Raw genomic sequence first — 16,389 nt, forward strand, 5'->3', positions numbered from 1 at the left:
GGCCACAACGGGCGCGAGGTGACACACGCGGCGGATTCGGACACGCCGCCGACAAAAAAGTCGGCTACAGCCGGAACGATTCGGGTTCGCCGGACGTATTGATACGTGGCCTTACTGCTGTGACAGTTGAGAGCAGCTTAGGCCAAGGCCTTCACGCGTGTCCGGCGAATGAGAACGTAGGCTGCCCTCATGCCAAAGAAGCGCTCGGGCGGTGGCCTGTCGGCCACGCAGCAGGCCGCCAAGTTCCTCGGTGTCAGTGTGCTCGCGGGAGCGGTGATGGCCGGCATCGCGCTGCCCGCGGCCGGCGCGCTCGGTCTCGCGGCCAAGGGCACGGTGCAGGGTTTCGACGAGATCCCCATGAACCTCAAGAGCCCGCAGCTCAGCCAGCGCACCACGATCCTGGACAACGCGGGGCACAAGATCGCCTCGGTGTACTCGCGGGACCGTACGGTGGTGGAGCTCAAGGACATCTCGCCGTACATGCAGAAGGCGATCGTCGCGATCGAGGACTCCCGCTTCTACCAGCACGGCGCGATCGACCTGAAGGGCATCCTGCGCGCCCTGAACAAGAACGCGCAGGAGGGCGGGGTCGCCGAGGGCGCCTCCACGCTCACCCAGCAGCTGGTGAAGAACTACTTCATCGAGGAGGCCGGCGACGACCCGACGAAGGTCGCGCAGGCCACCCAGCAGACGCTGGGCCGCAAGATCCGCGAGCTGAAGTTCGCGATCCAGCTCGAGGACAAGCTCGGCAAGAAGAGGATCCTCGAGAACTACCTGAACATCACCTTCTTCGGCGAGCAGGCCTACGGCGTCGAGGCGGCCTCGCAGCGTTACTTCTCCAAGCACGCCAAGGACCTGAACCTCCAGGAGTCGGCGCTGCTGGCCGGCATCGTGCAGTCCCCGAGCCGGTACGACCCGGTGAACGACGAGGCCGAGGCCACCAAGCGGCGCAACACCGTGCTCACCCGGATGGCCCAGGTCGGCGACATCTCCGAGGCGGAGGCGGACAAGGCCAGGAAGGCCCCGCTCGGGCTGCACGTCAGCCGGCCGAAGAACGGCTGCATCACCGCCTCCAAGGGCGCCGCGTTCTTCTGCAAGTACGTCGAGAACGTCTTCCTCACCGACCCGGCCTTCGGCAAGACCCGCGAGGCACGCGCCAAGCTGTGGAACAAGGGCGGCCTGACGATCCGTACGACGCTGGACCCGCAGTCCCAGGAGTCGGTGCAGGCCTCCCTCAAGGACCACGTCTACAAGTCCGACCGGGTCGCCGCGGCCGCCACCCTGGTGGAGCCCGGCACCGGGAAGATCCTGGCGATGGGCCAGTCGAAGCCGTACGGCTACGGCAAGGACGAGACCGAGTACAACTACTCCGTCAACCACGACATGGGCGGCTCCAACTTCGGCTTCCCGACCGGCTCGACCTTCAAGCCGTTCGTGGCCGCGGCCGCCCTCGAGGGCGGCAAGCCCGCGACGCAGCAGTACTCGTCGCCGTACAAGATGAACTACCCGAGCCCCGTGCAGACCTGCAGCAGCAAGCCGTGGGTCAACGACCGCTCGTACACGGTGGAGAACGAGAGCGAGTCCGAGAAGGGCCCGTACCGCATGAAGACGGCGATGGCCAAGTCCGTCAACACCTACTTCGTGCAGCTCATCTCCGACATCGGCCTGTGCCCGGTGGTGAAGATGACCGACGCCCTGCACGTGGTGCAGGGCAACGGCGACAAGCTCCCCGAGAACCCCTCCATCGCCCTCGGCGCGATCGGCCTCTCCCCGCTGACGATGGCCAACGCTTACGCCACGTTCGCCGCCCGGGGCATGTACTGCACGCCGATCGCCATCGAGTCGATCACCCAGAAGATCGGTGACGAGCACAAGTCGCTCGAGGTGCCGAAGTCGACGTGCTCGCGCGCGATGAGCGAGAAGACCGCCGACACGGTCAACACCCTGCTGCGCGGCGTGATCGACTCCGGTACGGGTCAGGAGGCCGGACTCGGCGACCGTGAGAGCGCGGGCAAGACGGGTACGACGGACGAGCGGAAGAACGCCTGGTTCGTCGGCTACACGCCCAACCTCTCCGGTGCGGTCTGGGTCGGCAGCGCCAAGCAGAACGTGAAGATGGTCAACATCACCATCGGCGGCCGGTACAACGACCTCGTCTACGGTGGCCAGGTCCCCGGCCCGATCTGGCGCGACGCCATGAACGGTGCGCTGGCCGGCAAGGACGCCCCCGACTTCAGCCTCGTCGACATCCCGGACGACGACAACAAGGACAAGAACAAGGGCGACGGCAAGGGCCACGGCGGGGGCAACGGCGGGGGCAACGGCGGCAACGACGGCAACGGGGACAACAGCGGCGGTGTCATCGGCGGGCTCATCGGCGGCCTGACGGACGGCGGCACGACCGGCGGCGACACCGGTTTCCCGACGCCCACCTTCTCCTTCCCGGACGGATTCATCCAGGGCCAGGGCAACGGGGGCCCGAACGGGAACGGCAACGGCGGCCAGCGGTGACTCGGTGACCGGTCGGTGACCGCTTACACCCGGTGAACGCGGCAAGGCCGGCCCCTCGGCAGAGGGGCCGGCCCTTCGTCGTACGGCCGTACGGGCTGATGCGGTCGTACGGGCTGATGCGGTCGTACGGGCTGATGCGGTCGTACGGGCTCGCACGGGGGCCCGACGCGCCCGGGCGGCGGTCAGTCCGCCAGCAGCTTCTTGACCGCGTCGGCGACCCGGCCGCCCTCGGCCCGGCCCGCCACCTTCGGGTTCACGATCTTCATCACGGCGCCCATGGCCCGCGGTCCCTCGGCACCCGCCGCCCTGGCCTCCTCGACGGCCTGCGCCACGATCGTCTCCAGCTCCGCGTCGGACAGCTGCTGGGGCAGGTACGCGGCCAGCACCTCACCCTCCGCCTTCTCCCGCTCGGCCTGCTCGGCACGACCACCCTGCGCGAAGGCCTCCGCCGCCTCGCGGCGCTTCTTGGCCTCCTTGGTGATCACCTTCTGGACCTCGTCGTCGGAGAGCTCGCGCTTCTGCTTGCCCGCGACCTCCTCCTTCGTGATCGCGGCGAGGGTCAGCCGGAGCGTCGAGGAGCGGAGCTCGTCGCGCTCCTTGATCGCGGCGTTGAGGTCGTCGTGCAGCTTCGACTTGAGCGTGGTGGTCATGGCTCGATTGTCGCAGGTGCGGTGAGGCGAACGCCCGCAGATTTACGGGGCGGCCGGTGACCGCCGGTGACGGAGCGGGGCGGGAAGGGGGCCGCCGGTCTCTACGCACCGTCAGGGTCTGACACGATGGTCGTATGCGCGCGCGATACGGAGTACCCCTGGGAGTCGTGGCGGCCGGCGCCGCCGGTCTGGTGTATGCGGCGGGTTTCGAGGCCCGTTCCTTCCGCCTCCGCCGGGTGACGGTGCCCGTCCTCCCTCCGGGCATGCGCCCGCTGCGGGTGCTCCAGGTCTCCGACATCCACATGGTCGGCGGGCAGCGCAAGAAGCAGCGCTGGCTGCGTTCGCTGGCGGGTCTGCGCCCCGACTTCGTGATCAACACCGGCGACAACCTCTCCGACCCGGAGGGCGTGCCGGAGGTGCTGGACGCGCTCGGCCCCCTGATGGAGTTCCCGGGCGCGTACGTCTTCGGCTCCAACGACTACTACGGCCCCAAGCTCCGCAACCCGGCCCGCTACCTGCTGGAGAAGGCGAGCGGCCGGCACGGCCTGAACGGCAACCCGCCGGCCGTGGGCGTGATCCACAACCCGTGGGAGGACCTCAGGGACGCCTTCGACGCGGCGGGTTGGCTGAACCTGACCAACACCCGGGGCGAACTCAAGATCGAGGGCGTCTCGGTGGAGCTCACCGGCCTGGACGACCCGCACATCAAGCGCGACCGTTACGCCCGCGTGGCCGGCGGCCCCTCCGCCTCGGCCGACTTCTCGATGGGCGTGGTGCACGCTCCGTACCTGCGCGTACTGGACGCGTACACGGCCGACGGCTACCCCCTGCTCCTGGCCGGTCACACCCACGGCGGACAGCTCTGCATCCCCTTCTACGGCGCTCTGGTCACCAACTGCGACCTCGACACGGACCGCGTGAAGGGCCTGTCCACGCACACCGCGGAGGGCCGTACGGCCTACCTCCACGTCTCGGCCGGCTGCGGCACGAACCGCTACACCCCGGTACGGTTCGCGTGCCCGCCGGAGGCGACGCTGCTGACGCTGGTGGCGAAGGACTAGAGGGGACTAGAGGCCAGCGGCCCAGCGGCCCGGCCGCCCTCCAACTGAGCCAAACCGATCCGGGCGGGCCCGGGTAACCCACCCGGATCAACCCGGATCGCCCCTTTTGTCCGTCCTGCATAGCGTGAGGGCATGACCGCCCCGACGCCCCCGACACCGCCGTCACCCCGGATACCCCGGACGCCTCCGATACCCCGGGACATCCCCGACCTCCCCCCGGTGCCGGGATCCCCCGCCCTGCTGCTCCCCCCGGTCCCGGCCGCGGCGGTGGTACCCCCCGTACACCGCCCCCTGACCGCGGTCTTCCGGCTGCTGATCGCCCTGCTGGCGGCGGCGGGCGTCGCGCTCGAGCTGCTGCTCGGCAGCCCGGCGCGCACCCTGAGCTACTTCAGCGTCCAGGCCGGCGCCCTTCTGGCCGTGACCTTCCTCGCCTCGGCCCACCGCGCGGCGACGGCGCGCCGCCCCGTACCGCCGGTCCTGACGGGCGCCGTGCTGCTGTACGCGCTGATCGCGGCGGCGGTCTACCACCTGCTCCTCGCCCACACGACGCCCCCGTTCTCCATGACGGACGCCACCACGCTCCCGGCGCGCTGGCACGGCCGGTGGACCGCCCTCCAGCTCCTGCACACGGCCGTCCCGCTCGGCGCGCTCCTGGACTGGCTCCTGCTCACCGCCCCCGGCCGCCTGCACCTGCGCCAGGCCACCGCCTGGATGCTCTACCCCCTGGCGTACCTGGCCTTCTCCCTCACCCGGGCCGAACTGCTCCTCCCCGGCACCCCGGCCCGCTCCCTCTACCCCTTCCTCGACGTCGAGCGGCACGGCTACAAGGGCACGCTCGCCAACGCCCTCCTCCTCGGCCTCTCCTTCTACGCCCTCGCCGTGCTCCTGGTCGCCCTCGACCACACCCGCCCGAACCCCGTACGCCGCCCCCGCACAACCGGATTTCGTCTCCGGCCGCCGGTGGGCTAAAGTAAACGACGTCGCCGCGACAAGCAGTGACATCGGGGTGTAGCGCAGCTTGGCAGCGCGCTTCGTTCGGGACGAAGAGGCCGTGGGTTCAAATCCCGCCACCCCGACAGAGAAACACCAGGTCAGGCCCGGTGCTGAGAGATCAGCACCGGGCCTGATTTGGTGTGCGGCCCCGTTTTGGGAGCCAACTGGGTGCGATCTTCGGGATGCGGCTCCCGGCGGCTCCCGGCGAGGGGCGTTCGGCCTTCGAGCGCGTTGTGCGCCGGGTGCACCCCGGGAGAGCCCTTCCCCACGGCTTGTGCCGGGGAGCCCACGGACGGTACGACGATCGCCATGCACCCATGGTCTCCGTTAAATGACCGGCAGCTCGCACTCCTCACCCGCATCGGCGACGGAACCGACCCTGTCACGTCGGACAGCCCCGAGTTCTCGGCCGTGCGCAGGCGGCGGGATCCCCGGATGCGGGATCAGGTCCTGACTGCATACGAGTACCAGTGCGCCTTCTGCGGCTACGACGGCAGGATCGGCGCGGTGCCGGTCGGGCTGGAGGCCGCGCATGTGCACTGGGTGGGCGTTCGACGGCCCTGACGACGTCGACAACGGCCTGTGCCTGTGCTCGCTGCACCACAAGCTCTTCGACAAGGGCGTCCTCGGCATCGGATGGGGGTCCCCCCGCTCGAGCGAAGCCGAGAGTGGGGGAAGTCACCGCATCCTGGTCTCGCAGCGCTTCGTAGGCCACAGCCCTGCCGCCCGCGAGCACGTCGTAGCGCTCGCCGGCCGCCCGCTCATCGGACCTCGACCGGGTGCCCGTCCCGTCGCGGCGGCCCACCGCTCCTGGCACACCAGCCAGGTCTTCCACAGCAGCCCACGCCCCGCCCCGGCCACCTGATCGCCGAGCGTCGATCACTGACCCTCTGGTAAGGAGTGCGGCACCAGGAGTATGGTCTCTTGTATGGCGACGAAGAAGGTAACCGTGACGATTCCCGAGGATCTCCTGGACGAGATCCGCGCGGACGCGGCAGAGCGGGGCCTGTCGGCGTATGTCGCCGAGGCGCTGCGCTTCAAGCGTGACCGGGACCGGCTCCGGGAACTGGTCGACTGGCTGCAGGAAGAACACGGCCCCGTCACCGAGGACGAACATGCGGCAGCGCTCGACGAGCTGGACGATCTCGATGCCGAACACGAGCGGCGTCGAACCGCCGGAAAGCACGACGCCGGAGAGGCTGCGTGAAGAAGCGAGCCGGTGAGCGCGGACAGCGACCCCTCCGCGTCTTCGTACTGGACTGCGAAGCCCTGTCCCTTGCGGTGCGCGGCGACCGGAAGATGATCGCCTGGCTCGATCTCGCGGCACGCGGGGAAGCCGAGGTGGTGACGTCCCCGATGACGCTGGTCGAGGCGTACGACGGCAGAACGACCGAGCAACGCTGGGATTGGGTACTGTCCCGGCTCCAGGTCGTCGACATCGGGAAGGACGAGGCCCGCCAGGCACGTCGACTCCTGGCCGACGCCACGTTGCACGGCCACAAGTACGCGATCGACGCCGTGCTCGCCGTCATCGCGCGACAGCAGAGGGGACAGGTCACCGTCTTCACCTCGGACGTCGACGACCTGGAGAAGCTGGTCCCGGACACGATCGTCGTCAAGAAGGTGTGACCCTACCCTCGCCTCTCCAGCGCCCGCGAAGCCATCGCGTACTTTGTCCGGACCACATCGGCAGTCTCCGACGCCAGGCAGCGGACGGCGAACAGAGTGGCCGACTCGACTTACTGGCACTGGTGGCTGGTGGATTGCCTTCGGGTCGCAGGGCTGCCTCTCCAGCACCATCCAGGCAGCAGCACCACCGCCACCCCGACGCCGGGGTACCACTCAGGGGCCTGATCCGCTTGGCGGGTCGGGCCCCTGAGTGGTTCCGGGCCGCGTTCGCCAACCTCCTCAGCAACACCGCCTGTTGGCCGCTGCCCGGGCACGGCCGGTCTGCGAGCGCCGCCACGACGACGGGGACGTGGAGGGCGTGTTCGGGGCGCTCGGTAGGGTGTGGGCAAAGATTGGTCAAAAGATCACCCTAGTCGGGCAGGAGGCAGAAACGTGGGCGCTGCGCGTATGAGCAGTACGCCGTTGCCGGGAATCGGGGTCCGCTACGACCTCGCCACGCGGGAGCAGCGCCGCCTTTCGGTGGTCGCGCACCGGGACGGGTCGCGGACCCTCAGCGCGTACCGCGAGGACGATCCGGACGCGTGCGCGCTGTCGGTGCGGCTGTCGTCGGGGGAGGCGGCGGCGCTCGTCAACGCGCTGTTGCCGCAGCACCACAGCCCGAACCTGCTGTCGACGACGGAGCTGGGGCTGGTGGCCGAGCGGATCGAGCTGGCGGCCACCTCGCACTGGAACGGGCGGCTGCTGGGCGACACCCGGATGCGTACGGAGACCGGTGTGTCGATCGTGGCGGTGCTGCGCCGCGCCGAGGCAATACCCTCCCCCGGACCGGACTTCCGGCTGGCCGGCGGCGACACCCTGATCGTGATCGGCACGCGCGAGGGCGTGGAGGCTGCCGCCGTGATACTCGGTCAGGAGTGATCCGCGGTGCACTCGTCTGCGGTCTTCCTGATCGAGTTCGGCGCGATCATCCTCGGCCTGGGGCTGCTCGGCAGGTTCGCCGGCCGTTTCCAGTTCTCGCCGATCCCGCTCTACCTGCTGGCCGGGCTGGCCTTCGGCGAGGGCGGGCTGCTGCCGCTCGGTGCCAGCGAGGAGTTCGTGGCGATCGGCGCCGAGATCGGCGTGATCCTGCTGCTGCTCATGCTCGGCCTGGAGTACACGGCCAGCGACCTGGTCTCCAACCTCAAGACGCAGTACCGGGCGGGCTTGGTCGACGCCGCGCTCAACGCGGTGCCGGGTGCCGCGATGGCGCTGCTGCTGGGCTGGGGGCCGGTGGCCACGGTGGTGCTGGCGGGCGTCACCTCGATCTCGTCCTCCGGTGTCATCGCCAAGGTGCTCGGTGATCTGGGACGGCTGGGCAACCGGGAAACGCCGGTGATCCTGAGCATCCTGGTGCTGGAGGACCTGTCCATGGCGGTCTACCTGCCGATCATCACCGCTCTGCTGGCCGGGTCCGGGCTCGCGGCCGGCAGCGTCACGCTCGCGATCGCGCTCGGTGTGGCCGGGCTGGTGCTGCTGCTGGCGGTGCGGTTCGGCCGGCACATCTCCCGGTTCGTCTCCAGCGACGATCCGGAGAAGCTGCTCCTGGTGGTGCTGGGCCTGACCCTGCTGGTGGCCGGTATCGCGCAGAAGCTTCAGGTGTCGGCCGCGGTGGGCGCCTTCCTGGTGGGCATCGCCCTCTCCGGAGAGGTGGCCGAGGGCGCGCACAACCTGCTCGCGCCCCTGCGGGACCTGTTCGCCGCGGTGTTCTTCGTCTTCTTCGGACTGCACACCGACCCCTCGAGCATTCCGCCGGTGCTGGTGCCGGCGTTCGCCCTGGCCGTCGTCACCGCGCTCACGAAGATCGCCACCGGGTACTGGGCGGCGAAGCAGGCCGGTGTCTCCGCCAAGGGCCGCTGGCGGGCGGGTGGCACGCTGGTCGCCCGCGGGGAGTTCTCCATCGTCATCGCCGGGCTCGCGGTCACCGCCGGGATCGAGCCCTCGCTCGGCCCGCTGGCCACGGCGTACGTGCTCATCCTGGTGATCCTCGGCCCGCTCACCGCTCGTTTCACCGAGCCCGTGGCCCTGCGTCTGGCCGCTCGGCCGGGCAGGCTCGCGCCGACGGCCCAGGTGTCGCGCGCGGAGGCCCAGGAAGCGGTGGAGGCGGTGGAGGCGGTGGAGGCGGTCGAAGGTCGGGACACTCTCGGCCGGTCGTGAGCGACGACGGCTGGGCGGCACCGACGGAGCGGGGCGAGCGGGACACGGTCCCCCTGCTCGCCACCCCGGCTGCCGGGCGGTACGGGCAGTACGGGCAGTACGGGCAGTACGGGCAGTATCGAGTCAGGGGCCCACGGGCTGGTGTACAAGAGAAGTCATGACCGCCGACCGACCGCATGACAGCGACATACCGGAGGACCGGGACGACCTGACGGCCTTTCCGGACGAGGTGTGGCAGCGGTTCAGCACAGACAGCGAGCGGGCCATCCGGCGCTCGGCTCCCCGGGAGCCCTCCGCGCGGGAACGCGCGGCGAGGGCTTCGAGGGGGGCGGGGACGGGGCGGACGGTGCCGGACACGGTCGGCGAGCCCTGGTGGCCCGACGAATCCGGATCCGCGTGGCACGCCCTGGACGGCCGCGCCCGGCGTCGTCGTGTCGGCCGTGCCCTGGGCGTCGTGGCCGTGCTGGCCGTGGTCGGTGTGGTGACCTGGGCCACCGGACCGAGCGGGCCTCCGGTGGAGCGCGGCACCACGTCGACGGAGTCCGTGGACGCTCCCGACGAGGCGCCGGCGGTACCGGCCGGTCCGGGGTCGCCCGTGCCTCCGCGGGCCCACCCGCAGGCCGGTCAGGAGAGCGCGAAGTAGCGCAGCCAGACGTACACCAGGGAGAGGGCGACGGTCGCCGCGGTGACGACGAGGCCGTACTTGGTGAACTGCCAGAAGGAGATGGGCCGGCCGGTGCGTTCGGCGATGCCGAGGACGACGACGTTGGCGGAGGCGCCGATCGCGGTGGCGTTGCCGCCCAGGTCGGCACCGAGCGCGAGGGCCCACCACAGCACGTGGTGGCCGCCGTCGCCCATCTCGTGGACCAGATCGGCGGTGATGGGCGCCATCGTGGCGACGTAGGGGATGTTGTCCACGACGCCGGACAGCACCGCCGAGCCCCCGAGCAGCGTCATCGCGCCGCCCAGCTCGTTGCCGCCGATCAGGTCGGCCAGCCGGTGGGAGATCTCGTCGACGACCCCGGTGTCGATGAGCCCGCCGATCATGATGAACAGCCCGGCGAAGAAGGCCAGCGTGGGCCACTCCACCTCGGCGAGGACCTCGTGCGTCTCCACCGCGGTGACGGCGACGAGGAGACCTGCGCCGAGGAGTGCCACGATGCTGGGCGCGTAGTGCAGCACCGGGTGGAGGACGAAGCCGGCCACGACCAGGGCGAGCACGATCAGCCCTTGGACCATGAGCCGCGGGTCCTTGACGGCCTCCCGTTCCTCCAGCGTCATGATCTCCGCGGCACGGTCCTCGTCGTACGCGAACGACTTCCGGAACATGACCCGGCACAGCAGGAGCAGCACGGCCACCAGGAGTGCCGCGAGCGGGGCGAGGTGGACGACGAAGTCGTTGAAGGTCAGGCCGGCCCGGCTGGCGATGACGATGTTGGGCGGGTCACCGACCAGGGTCGCGGTGCCGCCGATGTTGGAGGCCATCACCTCGGCGATGAGGAACGGCGCCGTGGGCAGCGCGAGGCGTTCGCACACCAGCAGGGTGACCGGGGCGATCAGCAGCACCGTGGTGACGTTGTCCAGCAGGGCCGAGGCCACGGCTGTCATGACGACCAGCATGGCCATGACCCGGAAGGGCTTGGCCCGGGCCCGCTTGACCGCCCAGATCGCCAGGTACTCGAACAGGCCGGTCTTCTTCAGCACGCCGACGATCATCATCATGCCCATCAGCAGGAAGATGACGTTCCAGTCGATGCCGGAGCTCTCCGAGTAGAACGCCGAGACGTCGTCGGTCGCCCCGATCGCCAGCATCAGGCCCGCGCCGCCCAGGGCCACGGCGACCCGGTGGATCTTCTCGCTGATGATCAGGGCGTACGCGCCGACGAAGACGGCGAGGGCCGCCCAGCTGTGCCAGTCGCTCACGATCCTCCGGTTCCTCCCGCGATCGGTACGGCGAAGCCCTTCGGGCCCCCACTGCGGGTACCCGGCAGCGGCAGCGGCAGCGGGGCCGGGCGGATCAGGAAGACCGCCGGGGCCGGGAGGAAGGCGTCGGCCCGCGTGCGGTGGCGGGTGGCGTGAATGAGCACCATGGTCGGCGTCCCCGATCGGAAGAGAGATCTGTCCCCTGCTCGCCGACCAGACTTCCCGGCACACCGGGGGAACCCTACCTTCCCTTGACGCCCCTGTGACAGATTGCCGACGGGCAGCCGGGACGCGACCTCGCTGCCGGGATCCGGCAGTGTGCGGGCGGCTCAGGATGCGGCGAGCAGCAGCCGTTCCAGCAGGTGGGAAGCGGTGATCACACCGAGCAGGCGCCGCCCGGCACCCGCTCCCTCCACGACCGCCACCAGCGGACTGCGGACCTGTGCCATCAGCGCGGCCACTTCCAGCGCGGTCGCGTCGGGCTCGGCCACGGGCGGTGCGGGCACGCTCTTGGAGAGGCAGTCGCGGACCGTGCGTCCCTTCAGCGCCTGGCACAGCCGGTCGGCGTGGCGCTCGTCGACCACGGCGGCCAGCGTGGGGTCCTCGATCACGTAGGCGGGCACCAGGAGTTTGATCATCTGCGAGGCCGGGAGGATCGCCTTCGGGGCGCCCGCCTCGTCCACGACGAGCAGGGCCGGCAGCCGGTGTTCGGCCATCAGCCGTGCCGCGGCCGTCGCGTCGGCGTCGACGCCCACGGTCTCGTACTCCACCGCCAGGTCACGTGCCCGCACGATCGGCTCCTGTCCGCTCCGTCTCCCGGTACCGGGTCTCCGGGTCCTGGGTCTCCCGCTGCCATTGTGGGTCACGCGTGAGGAAGGCGGCCGCTGACCGAAAGACCCGGGCGGCGGTCAGTGCTGCGGGCTGCCCATCTCCGCGGTGAAGAGCACCGGGTCGCTGTCGAAGCCCCGGATCATCTCGCGCATCCCCCATGCCCCGGAGGGGTCCCGGACGAACTCGGCGACCGTCGTGGCCGTGGAGTCCGCGACCCGGGCGAAGTCGTCCGCCAGGAGCTGCTGGTATCCCTGGACGACGACCACTCCCGCGTGGGAGATCTCCCCGAACGTGCGGGGCCGGTCGTTCTGGTGGATGGCCACACCGACCACCACCCGCCCGTACACGGGCGCCAGACGGTCGAATTCCAGGACCATCACCTCGACGAAGCCGAAGCCCATGCCGGTCCGGCTGTGCCGGGGCATGTTGATGGTGCCGTCCGGTGACCGGCTGTCGTAGTGCACGACGTACACCGGCCGCCCGTAGGGATCGTCCACCGAGTAGGTCGCGGCGATGATGTCGAGGTGGCGGGGCGTTTCCCCGAAGGGGCTCGGATCCCACTTGAGCCGTACCTCGACCTTGCCCAGCCCGTCGCCGCCACCGCTCACCTTGCCGCTCCCCCTCAGGTCCTCCTCAGGACCACCGCGATACCTTTCCGTACCGTCAAGTATGCGTTCTCGACTGCCTTTTGATGCCGAGCGGGCATGATCGGCAGCCGAATGACGGATACCACGGGGGGATTCACATGAGGCGTCGCCGGGTCAGGGTTCTCGCGATCACGGTGGTGGTGCCGGCCGTTCTCCTCACCGTGGCCGACCGGGTCGCCGTGCACTACGCCGACCAGGAGGCCACTCGCCTGGCCGCGCAGAAGTACGGCTACCGGAACACCACCGACGGTCACCTGGACGTGTCGATCGAGGGCTTTCCCTTCCTGACCCAGGCACTCGGCCAGGAGTTCGACCACGTCAAGCTGACCGCGGAGCGGTTCACCGTCGACACCATCGGCAATGCCCAGGGGGGCTACCTGCCCGTGCAGGCGCTCCGGCTCGACCTGCGTGGCGTGCGGGTGACCTCCCTGGCCGCACGCAGTGCCGAGGCGAACCTCGCCACGGGCGAGCTGACGCTCTCGTACGAGGCACTGTCCGGCGTGGCCACACGGCTGGCGGGCACCGGCGGCCCCCTCCGCATCTCGCGGGCCCCCGGTTCGACGGGGCAGGCCGCGCGGGTCGAGGTCACGGGCGCCGCCGGCGGGCGGGAGCCGAACGGCACGGGCACGTTGCTCGCCCAGGGAACGGAGATCTCGCTGACTCTCCCCGGGGCGGACCGGCCGATGGCCGACTGGCGGATCCAGCTCCCCGAGAACGTCGGGTTCACCGCGGCCCGCGCCACTCCGGACGGCGTGCGGATCAGCATGGTCGGTCACCTGGTGAACCTCGGCTCGTCACGGTTCACCAGGTGAGCATGCGTGGCCGAATTCACCGCAGCGCCCGTCGGCACGCCCCGCTAGCATGTCCGCTCTCACGACGATCGCCCTTAAATATCTAACAAACCGGCCAAATAATTGATATTCATAAAATCACAGCTCTTTTCACGAAGAGAGGGACGGACAGAGCGACGAACAGCCCTTCCCGCATGGCGTCGGCCGCGGGTGATGCTGTGGGCCGCGGCGGGTGCGGTGACCCTCGTGTTCCTCGTCGCGCTGGAGATCGCCGCACGTCACTACGGACTGCCGGGGCCGATCACCAACCAGGTGAAAGAGGTGGTCTGCCCCCCTAAATCGGGGCCGCTGCTGTACGCCGGCCTCGCGTTGACGATGGTGGCGCTCCCCCGGCGGGAACGGTTCGTCGCGGCCGGCACCGCGATCGGCATCGACGTCGTCTTCCTGGTGGTCCGGTGGGCGGAGGGCGTGCGTGCGACGGACCACCAGCCGTTCGGGAACGGCGCGTTGTGGGTGGTCCTGGGCTGTGCGGTCGTCGCCGTCACGCGCCGCACCGGTCAGGACCGCGTTCTGCTGCTGAAGGGCGTCGGACTGGCCCTGCTGCTGGTGGCCGGGCGCAAGACCGGCGACACCTGGCTGCTCATCACCTCCAAGACCCGCCCGGCGGTGCTCGACCCGTACGTGGCGACCGCCGATCACGCGCTGGGCAACCCGTCGTGGCTGGTGGGACGGATCGTCAGGGCCACGGGTCCGATCGGCGCCCACGTCCTCGACTACGTCTACATCCAGCTCGCGGTGGCGGCGGTCGTCGTCGCGCTGTACCAGCTGCGCCATGTGGCGGTCGAGCGCCGGTTCCCGCGCCACCACCTGGTGCGCACCTTCCTGGTGATCGGCCTGCTCGGACCGGCCGTCTACATGCTCTTCCCGGTGGTCGGACCGGTCTTCGCCTACGGCACCGACGGCGGGCACTGGGCGGTGGCCGACCTGTGGCCGAACACGCCGCCGCCGTTCGACGCGCCGCACCCCATGCCGTTCGACCGGGTGACCCCGCGCAACTGCATGCCCAGCCTGCACACGGCGTGGGCCACCGCGATCTTCATCCACTCCCGCAAGGGCCCGCGCGCCCTGCGTTTCCTGGGCGCGTTCTGGCTGCTCACCACGCTCGGCGCGACGCTGGGCTTCGGCTACCACTACGGCGCGGACCTCGTGGCCGGCGTCGTGTTCACGCTCACGATCGAGGCGGCCCTGCGCGCGCAGGCGCGCGGCTGGGACCGGTCGGCAGGCCTGCTGGTCGCCCACGGCGCGACGGTCTTCGCCGCGCTCCTGGTGTCGTACCGCTTCCTGCCGGTGGAGATGGCCGGGCATCCGCTGGTCTTCGGGCCGCTGATCGTCCTGGCGACGGGCTCGATGGTCCACGGCTACGTACGGGCGACGAGACTGTGGGAACCGACGGCCGTGCCGGCGCCGCGCCGGGAGCCGCAGCCCGAGCCGGCCTGAGGCATGTCGTACCGGGCGGCGGGCCGAGCACGCGTGTCATGATCCGGAAACATCCGCATGACCGGTCGTTCACCCGGTCTTTGTCGTCGCCTGGTGGTCTGTTCCTCGTCACCGCCGGTCCACGCGGGACGCCGGACGCTCAAGGAGTCGTACTCATGCCCAGACTGACCCGCCGTCACCTCACCGTCGCCACCGCACTGGTCGCCGCGACCACCGCCGCCGTGGCCGTCACCAGCGCCGCCGGCGCCTTCGACACCGCGCAGCAGGCGAAGGGCGCGATCAAGAACGGGAAGGCGAAGAACGTCATCCTGCTCATCGGTGACGGCATGGGCGACTCGGAGATCACCCTCGCCCGCGACTACACGGTCGGCGCGAACGGTCGCCTGAACATGGACAAGTTCCCGCTCACCGGCGCCTACACGACGTACGCGGTGCACGCCGACGGCACCCCCGACTACGTCACCGACTCCGCCGCCAGCGGCACCGGCTGGGCGACCGGCGTCAAGACGGTCAACGGCCGCATCTCCAAGACGCCCGGCAGCGACAAGGCCGTCCGGACGATCCTGGAGCTGGCCCAGAAGAACGGCTACGCCACCGGCAGCGTGACGACGGCCGAGCTCACCGACGCCACCCCGGCCGTGCTCGCCTCCCACGTCACCGACCGCTCCTGCCAGGGCCCGGCCGACATGGCCAAGTGCCCCACCGACACGATCGCGGCCGGCGGGCCCGGCTCGATCGCCGAGCAGTCCGTCAACCACAAGGTCGACGTCCTCATCGGCGGCGGCAAGCAGCGCTTCGACCAGAAGGTCACCGACGGCACGTACAAGGGCCTCACCGTCACCCAGCAGGCACAGAAGCTCGGCTACCAGGTCGTCACCGACCAGGCGGGCCTGAAGAGCGTGAAGGCCGGCAAGCCGGTGCTCGGCCTGTTCGCCGCCGGCAACGTGCCGGTCGAGTGGAGCGGCAAGGCGGCCGCGGTCGGCGGCACCGCCCCGCAGCGGTGCACGACCTCCAACCCGAACCGCCCGTCCACGACTCCGAGCCTCGCGGACTCCGCCACCAAGGCGATCCAGCTGCTGGAGGCCAAGCAGCAGGCCCACCACTCCAAGCAGGGCTTCTTCCTGCAGATCGAGGGCGCCTCGATCGACAAGCAGGACCACGCGGCCGACCCCTGCGGCCAGATCGGCGAGACCGCGGCCTTCGACCGTGCGGTGAAGGTCGCCCGCGCGTACGCGGCCAAGCACCCGGACACCCTGGTCGTCACCACCGCCGACCACGGCCACACCAGCCAGATCGTCCCGCTGGAGGCCACCCCGCCCGGCCTGTCCTCCACCCTGGTCACCGACGAGGGCCAGCAGCTGAAGGTGAACTACTCGACCAACACCCCGGGCCAGTCCCAGGAGCACACCGGCACCCAGGTCCGCATCGCCGCCCAGGGCCCGCAGGCGTACCGGGTCCTCGGCGTCACCAACCAGACCGACCTGTTCACCACGATCCGCGAGGCCCTGCGCCTGCGCTGAACACCGTGAACGAGGGGTTCTGACCGGGGGCCCGGGGGGCGGGGGGGGGCGGGGCCCCCCCCCGGTGGGGGGGGGGGGGGGCCCCCGCTTGGGGGTGGCGGCCCCAGGGGGGGGATATGTGCGCGGTGGGGGGGGGTTTTTTT

General features: G+C 70.4%; 16 protein-coding genes, 1 tRNA gene and 1 pseudogene. 13 read left to right on the forward strand and 5 right to left on the reverse strand.

Annotated features, from left to right (window positions below; translation table 11 throughout):
* The first annotated feature begins 189 nt into the window (after positions 1-189).
* Positions 190-2,511: a transglycosylase domain-containing protein gene (locus ABZX30_RS30175; RefSeq protein ID WP_355938998.1), complete on the forward strand. Its 2,322-nt coding sequence runs from the start codon at positions 190-192 to the stop codon at positions 2,509-2,511.
* 182 nt (positions 2,512-2,693) lie between these two features.
* On the opposite strand, the gene ABZX30_RS30180 is transcribed toward ABZX30_RS30175, so the two are convergent.
* The gene (locus tag ABZX30_RS30180; RefSeq protein ID WP_355939001.1) at positions 2,694-3,161 is read right to left on the reverse strand and encodes a GatB/YqeY domain-containing protein; all 468 of its coding nucleotides are present in this window, start codon (positions 3,159-3,161) and stop codon (positions 2,694-2,696) included.
* Between the two features lie 134 nt (positions 3,162-3,295).
* Between ABZX30_RS30180 and ABZX30_RS30185 the strand changes: the two genes are divergently transcribed.
* The 9 genes and pseudogenes from ABZX30_RS30185 (at position 3,296) to ABZX30_RS30225 (ending at position 9,680) form a co-directional block, all read left to right on the forward strand.
* Positions 3,296-4,222 (forward strand): metallophosphoesterase, encoded by a 927-nt coding sequence (locus tag ABZX30_RS30185; protein ID WP_355939004.1) that lies wholly within the window; start codon positions 3,296-3,298, stop codon positions 4,220-4,222.
* 132 nt (positions 4,223-4,354) lie between these two features.
* Positions 4,355-5,191, forward strand: a complete 837-nt coding sequence (locus ABZX30_RS30190; protein WP_355939007.1) for a Pr6Pr family membrane protein — start codon at positions 4,355-4,357, stop codon at positions 5,189-5,191.
* A 33-nt stretch (positions 5,192-5,224) separates the two neighbouring features.
* Positions 5,225-5,298: transfer RNA gene (locus ABZX30_RS30195), tRNA-Pro, on the forward strand.
* Between the two features lie 316 nt (positions 5,299-5,614).
* Positions 5,615-6,080: pseudogene (locus tag ABZX30_RS30200) on the forward strand (HNH endonuclease); the annotation flags it as partial.
* Positions 6,081-6,143: 63 nt separating this feature from the next.
* Positions 6,144-6,422, forward strand: a complete 279-nt coding sequence (locus ABZX30_RS30205; RefSeq protein ID WP_355939010.1) for a CopG family transcriptional regulator — start codon at positions 6,144-6,146, stop codon at positions 6,420-6,422.
* Complete coding sequence (locus ABZX30_RS30210; RefSeq protein ID WP_355939013.1) at positions 6,419-6,844, forward strand: PIN domain-containing protein; 426 nt, start codon at positions 6,419-6,421, stop codon at positions 6,842-6,844. Before ABZX30_RS30205 ends, ABZX30_RS30210 begins: the two co-directional genes overlap by 4 nt.
* Before the next feature lie 447 nt (positions 6,845-7,291).
* Positions 7,292-7,762, forward strand: coding sequence for a TrkA C-terminal domain-containing protein (locus ABZX30_RS30215; RefSeq protein WP_355939043.1), 471 nt, complete (start codon positions 7,292-7,294; stop codon positions 7,760-7,762).
* A gap of 6 nt (positions 7,763-7,768) precedes the next feature.
* A complete protein-coding gene (locus ABZX30_RS30220) occupies positions 7,769-9,037 on the forward strand; it encodes a cation:proton antiporter (RefSeq protein ID WP_355939016.1) in 1,269 nt (422 codons plus the stop codon).
* Positions 9,038-9,194: 157 nt separating this feature from the next.
* Complete coding sequence (locus ABZX30_RS30225) at positions 9,195-9,680, forward strand: hypothetical protein (RefSeq protein ID WP_355939019.1); 486 nt, start codon at positions 9,195-9,197, stop codon at positions 9,678-9,680.
* Here ABZX30_RS30225 and ABZX30_RS30230 read toward each other — a convergent pair.
* The 4 genes from ABZX30_RS30230 to ABZX30_RS30245 all read right to left on the reverse strand — a co-directional run bounded on the left by ABZX30_RS30230 (position 9,662) and on the right by ABZX30_RS30245 (position 12,399).
* A complete protein-coding gene (locus tag ABZX30_RS30230) occupies positions 9,662-10,960 on the reverse strand; it encodes an ArsB/NhaD family transporter (protein WP_355939022.1) in 1,299 nt (432 codons plus the stop codon). The two genes, ABZX30_RS30225 and ABZX30_RS30230, sit on opposite strands and share 19 nt — an antisense overlap.
* Complete coding sequence (locus tag ABZX30_RS30235; protein WP_355939025.1) at positions 10,957-11,127, reverse strand: hypothetical protein; 171 nt, start codon at positions 11,125-11,127, stop codon at positions 10,957-10,959. The genes ABZX30_RS30230 and ABZX30_RS30235 overlap by 4 nt, the downstream gene beginning before the upstream one ends.
* 162 nt (positions 11,128-11,289) lie before the next feature.
* Positions 11,290-11,751 carry a CBS domain-containing protein gene (locus ABZX30_RS30240; protein ID WP_355939028.1) on the reverse strand — a complete coding sequence of 154 codons (462 nt, stop codon included), beginning with the start codon at positions 11,749-11,751 and terminating at the stop codon, positions 11,290-11,292.
* 117 nt (positions 11,752-11,868) lie between these two features.
* Positions 11,869-12,399, reverse strand: coding sequence for a TerD family protein (locus tag ABZX30_RS30245; protein WP_355939031.1), 531 nt, complete (start codon positions 12,397-12,399; stop codon positions 11,869-11,871).
* A gap of 137 nt (positions 12,400-12,536) precedes the next feature.
* On the opposite strand from ABZX30_RS30245, the gene ABZX30_RS30250 reads away from it, so the two are divergent.
* The 3 genes from ABZX30_RS30250 to ABZX30_RS30260 all read left to right on the forward strand — a co-directional run bounded on the left by ABZX30_RS30250 (position 12,537) and on the right by ABZX30_RS30260 (position 16,246).
* The gene (locus ABZX30_RS30250) at positions 12,537-13,250 is read left to right on the forward strand and encodes a DUF2993 domain-containing protein (protein ID WP_355939034.1); all 714 of its coding nucleotides are present in this window, start codon (positions 12,537-12,539) and stop codon (positions 13,248-13,250) included.
* Between the two features lie 192 nt (positions 13,251-13,442).
* Positions 13,443-14,726, forward strand: coding sequence for a phosphatase PAP2 family protein (locus ABZX30_RS30255; protein WP_355939037.1), 1,284 nt, complete (start codon positions 13,443-13,445; stop codon positions 14,724-14,726).
* Positions 14,727-14,881: 155 nt separating this feature from the next.
* Complete coding sequence (locus ABZX30_RS30260; RefSeq protein ID WP_355939040.1) at positions 14,882-16,246, forward strand: alkaline phosphatase; 1,365 nt, start codon at positions 14,882-14,884, stop codon at positions 16,244-16,246.
* The last annotated feature ends 143 nt before the right edge of the window (positions 16,247-16,389 follow it).

This window comes from Streptomyces sp. NPDC004542, from assembly GCF_040610035.1.
Lineage (GTDB): Bacteria > Actinomycetota > Actinomycetes > Streptomycetales > Streptomycetaceae > Streptomyces.

Coding starts and splice junctions, on each gene's coding strand:
- ABZX30_RS30255 (WP_355939037.1), top strand. CDS start 13,443: ATGCTGTGGGCCGCGGCGGGTGCGGTGACCCTCGTGTTCCTCGTCGCG.
- ABZX30_RS30190 (WP_355939007.1), top strand. CDS start 4,355: ATGACCGCCCCGACGCCCCCGACACCGCCGTCACCCCGGATACCCCGG.
- ABZX30_RS30225 (WP_355939019.1), top strand. CDS start 9,195: ATGACCGCCGACCGACCGCATGACAGCGACATACCGGAGGACCGGGAC.
- ABZX30_RS30235 (WP_355939025.1), bottom strand. CDS start 11,127: ATGGTGCTCATTCACGCCACCCGCCACCGCACGCGGGCCGACGCCTTC.
- ABZX30_RS30185 (WP_355939004.1), top strand. CDS start 3,296: ATGCGCGCGCGATACGGAGTACCCCTGGGAGTCGTGGCGGCCGGCGCC.
- ABZX30_RS30260 (WP_355939040.1), top strand. CDS start 14,882: ATGCCCAGACTGACCCGCCGTCACCTCACCGTCGCCACCGCACTGGTC.
- ABZX30_RS30250 (WP_355939034.1), top strand. CDS start 12,537: ATGAGGCGTCGCCGGGTCAGGGTTCTCGCGATCACGGTGGTGGTGCCG.
- ABZX30_RS30205 (WP_355939010.1), top strand. CDS start 6,144: ATGGCGACGAAGAAGGTAACCGTGACGATTCCCGAGGATCTCCTGGAC.
- ABZX30_RS30215 (WP_355939043.1), top strand. CDS start 7,292: ATGAGCAGTACGCCGTTGCCGGGAATCGGGGTCCGCTACGACCTCGCC.
- ABZX30_RS30175 (WP_355938998.1), top strand. CDS start 190: ATGCCAAAGAAGCGCTCGGGCGGTGGCCTGTCGGCCACGCAGCAGGCC.
- ABZX30_RS30180 (WP_355939001.1), bottom strand. CDS start 3,161: ATGACCACCACGCTCAAGTCGAAGCTGCACGACGACCTCAACGCCGCG.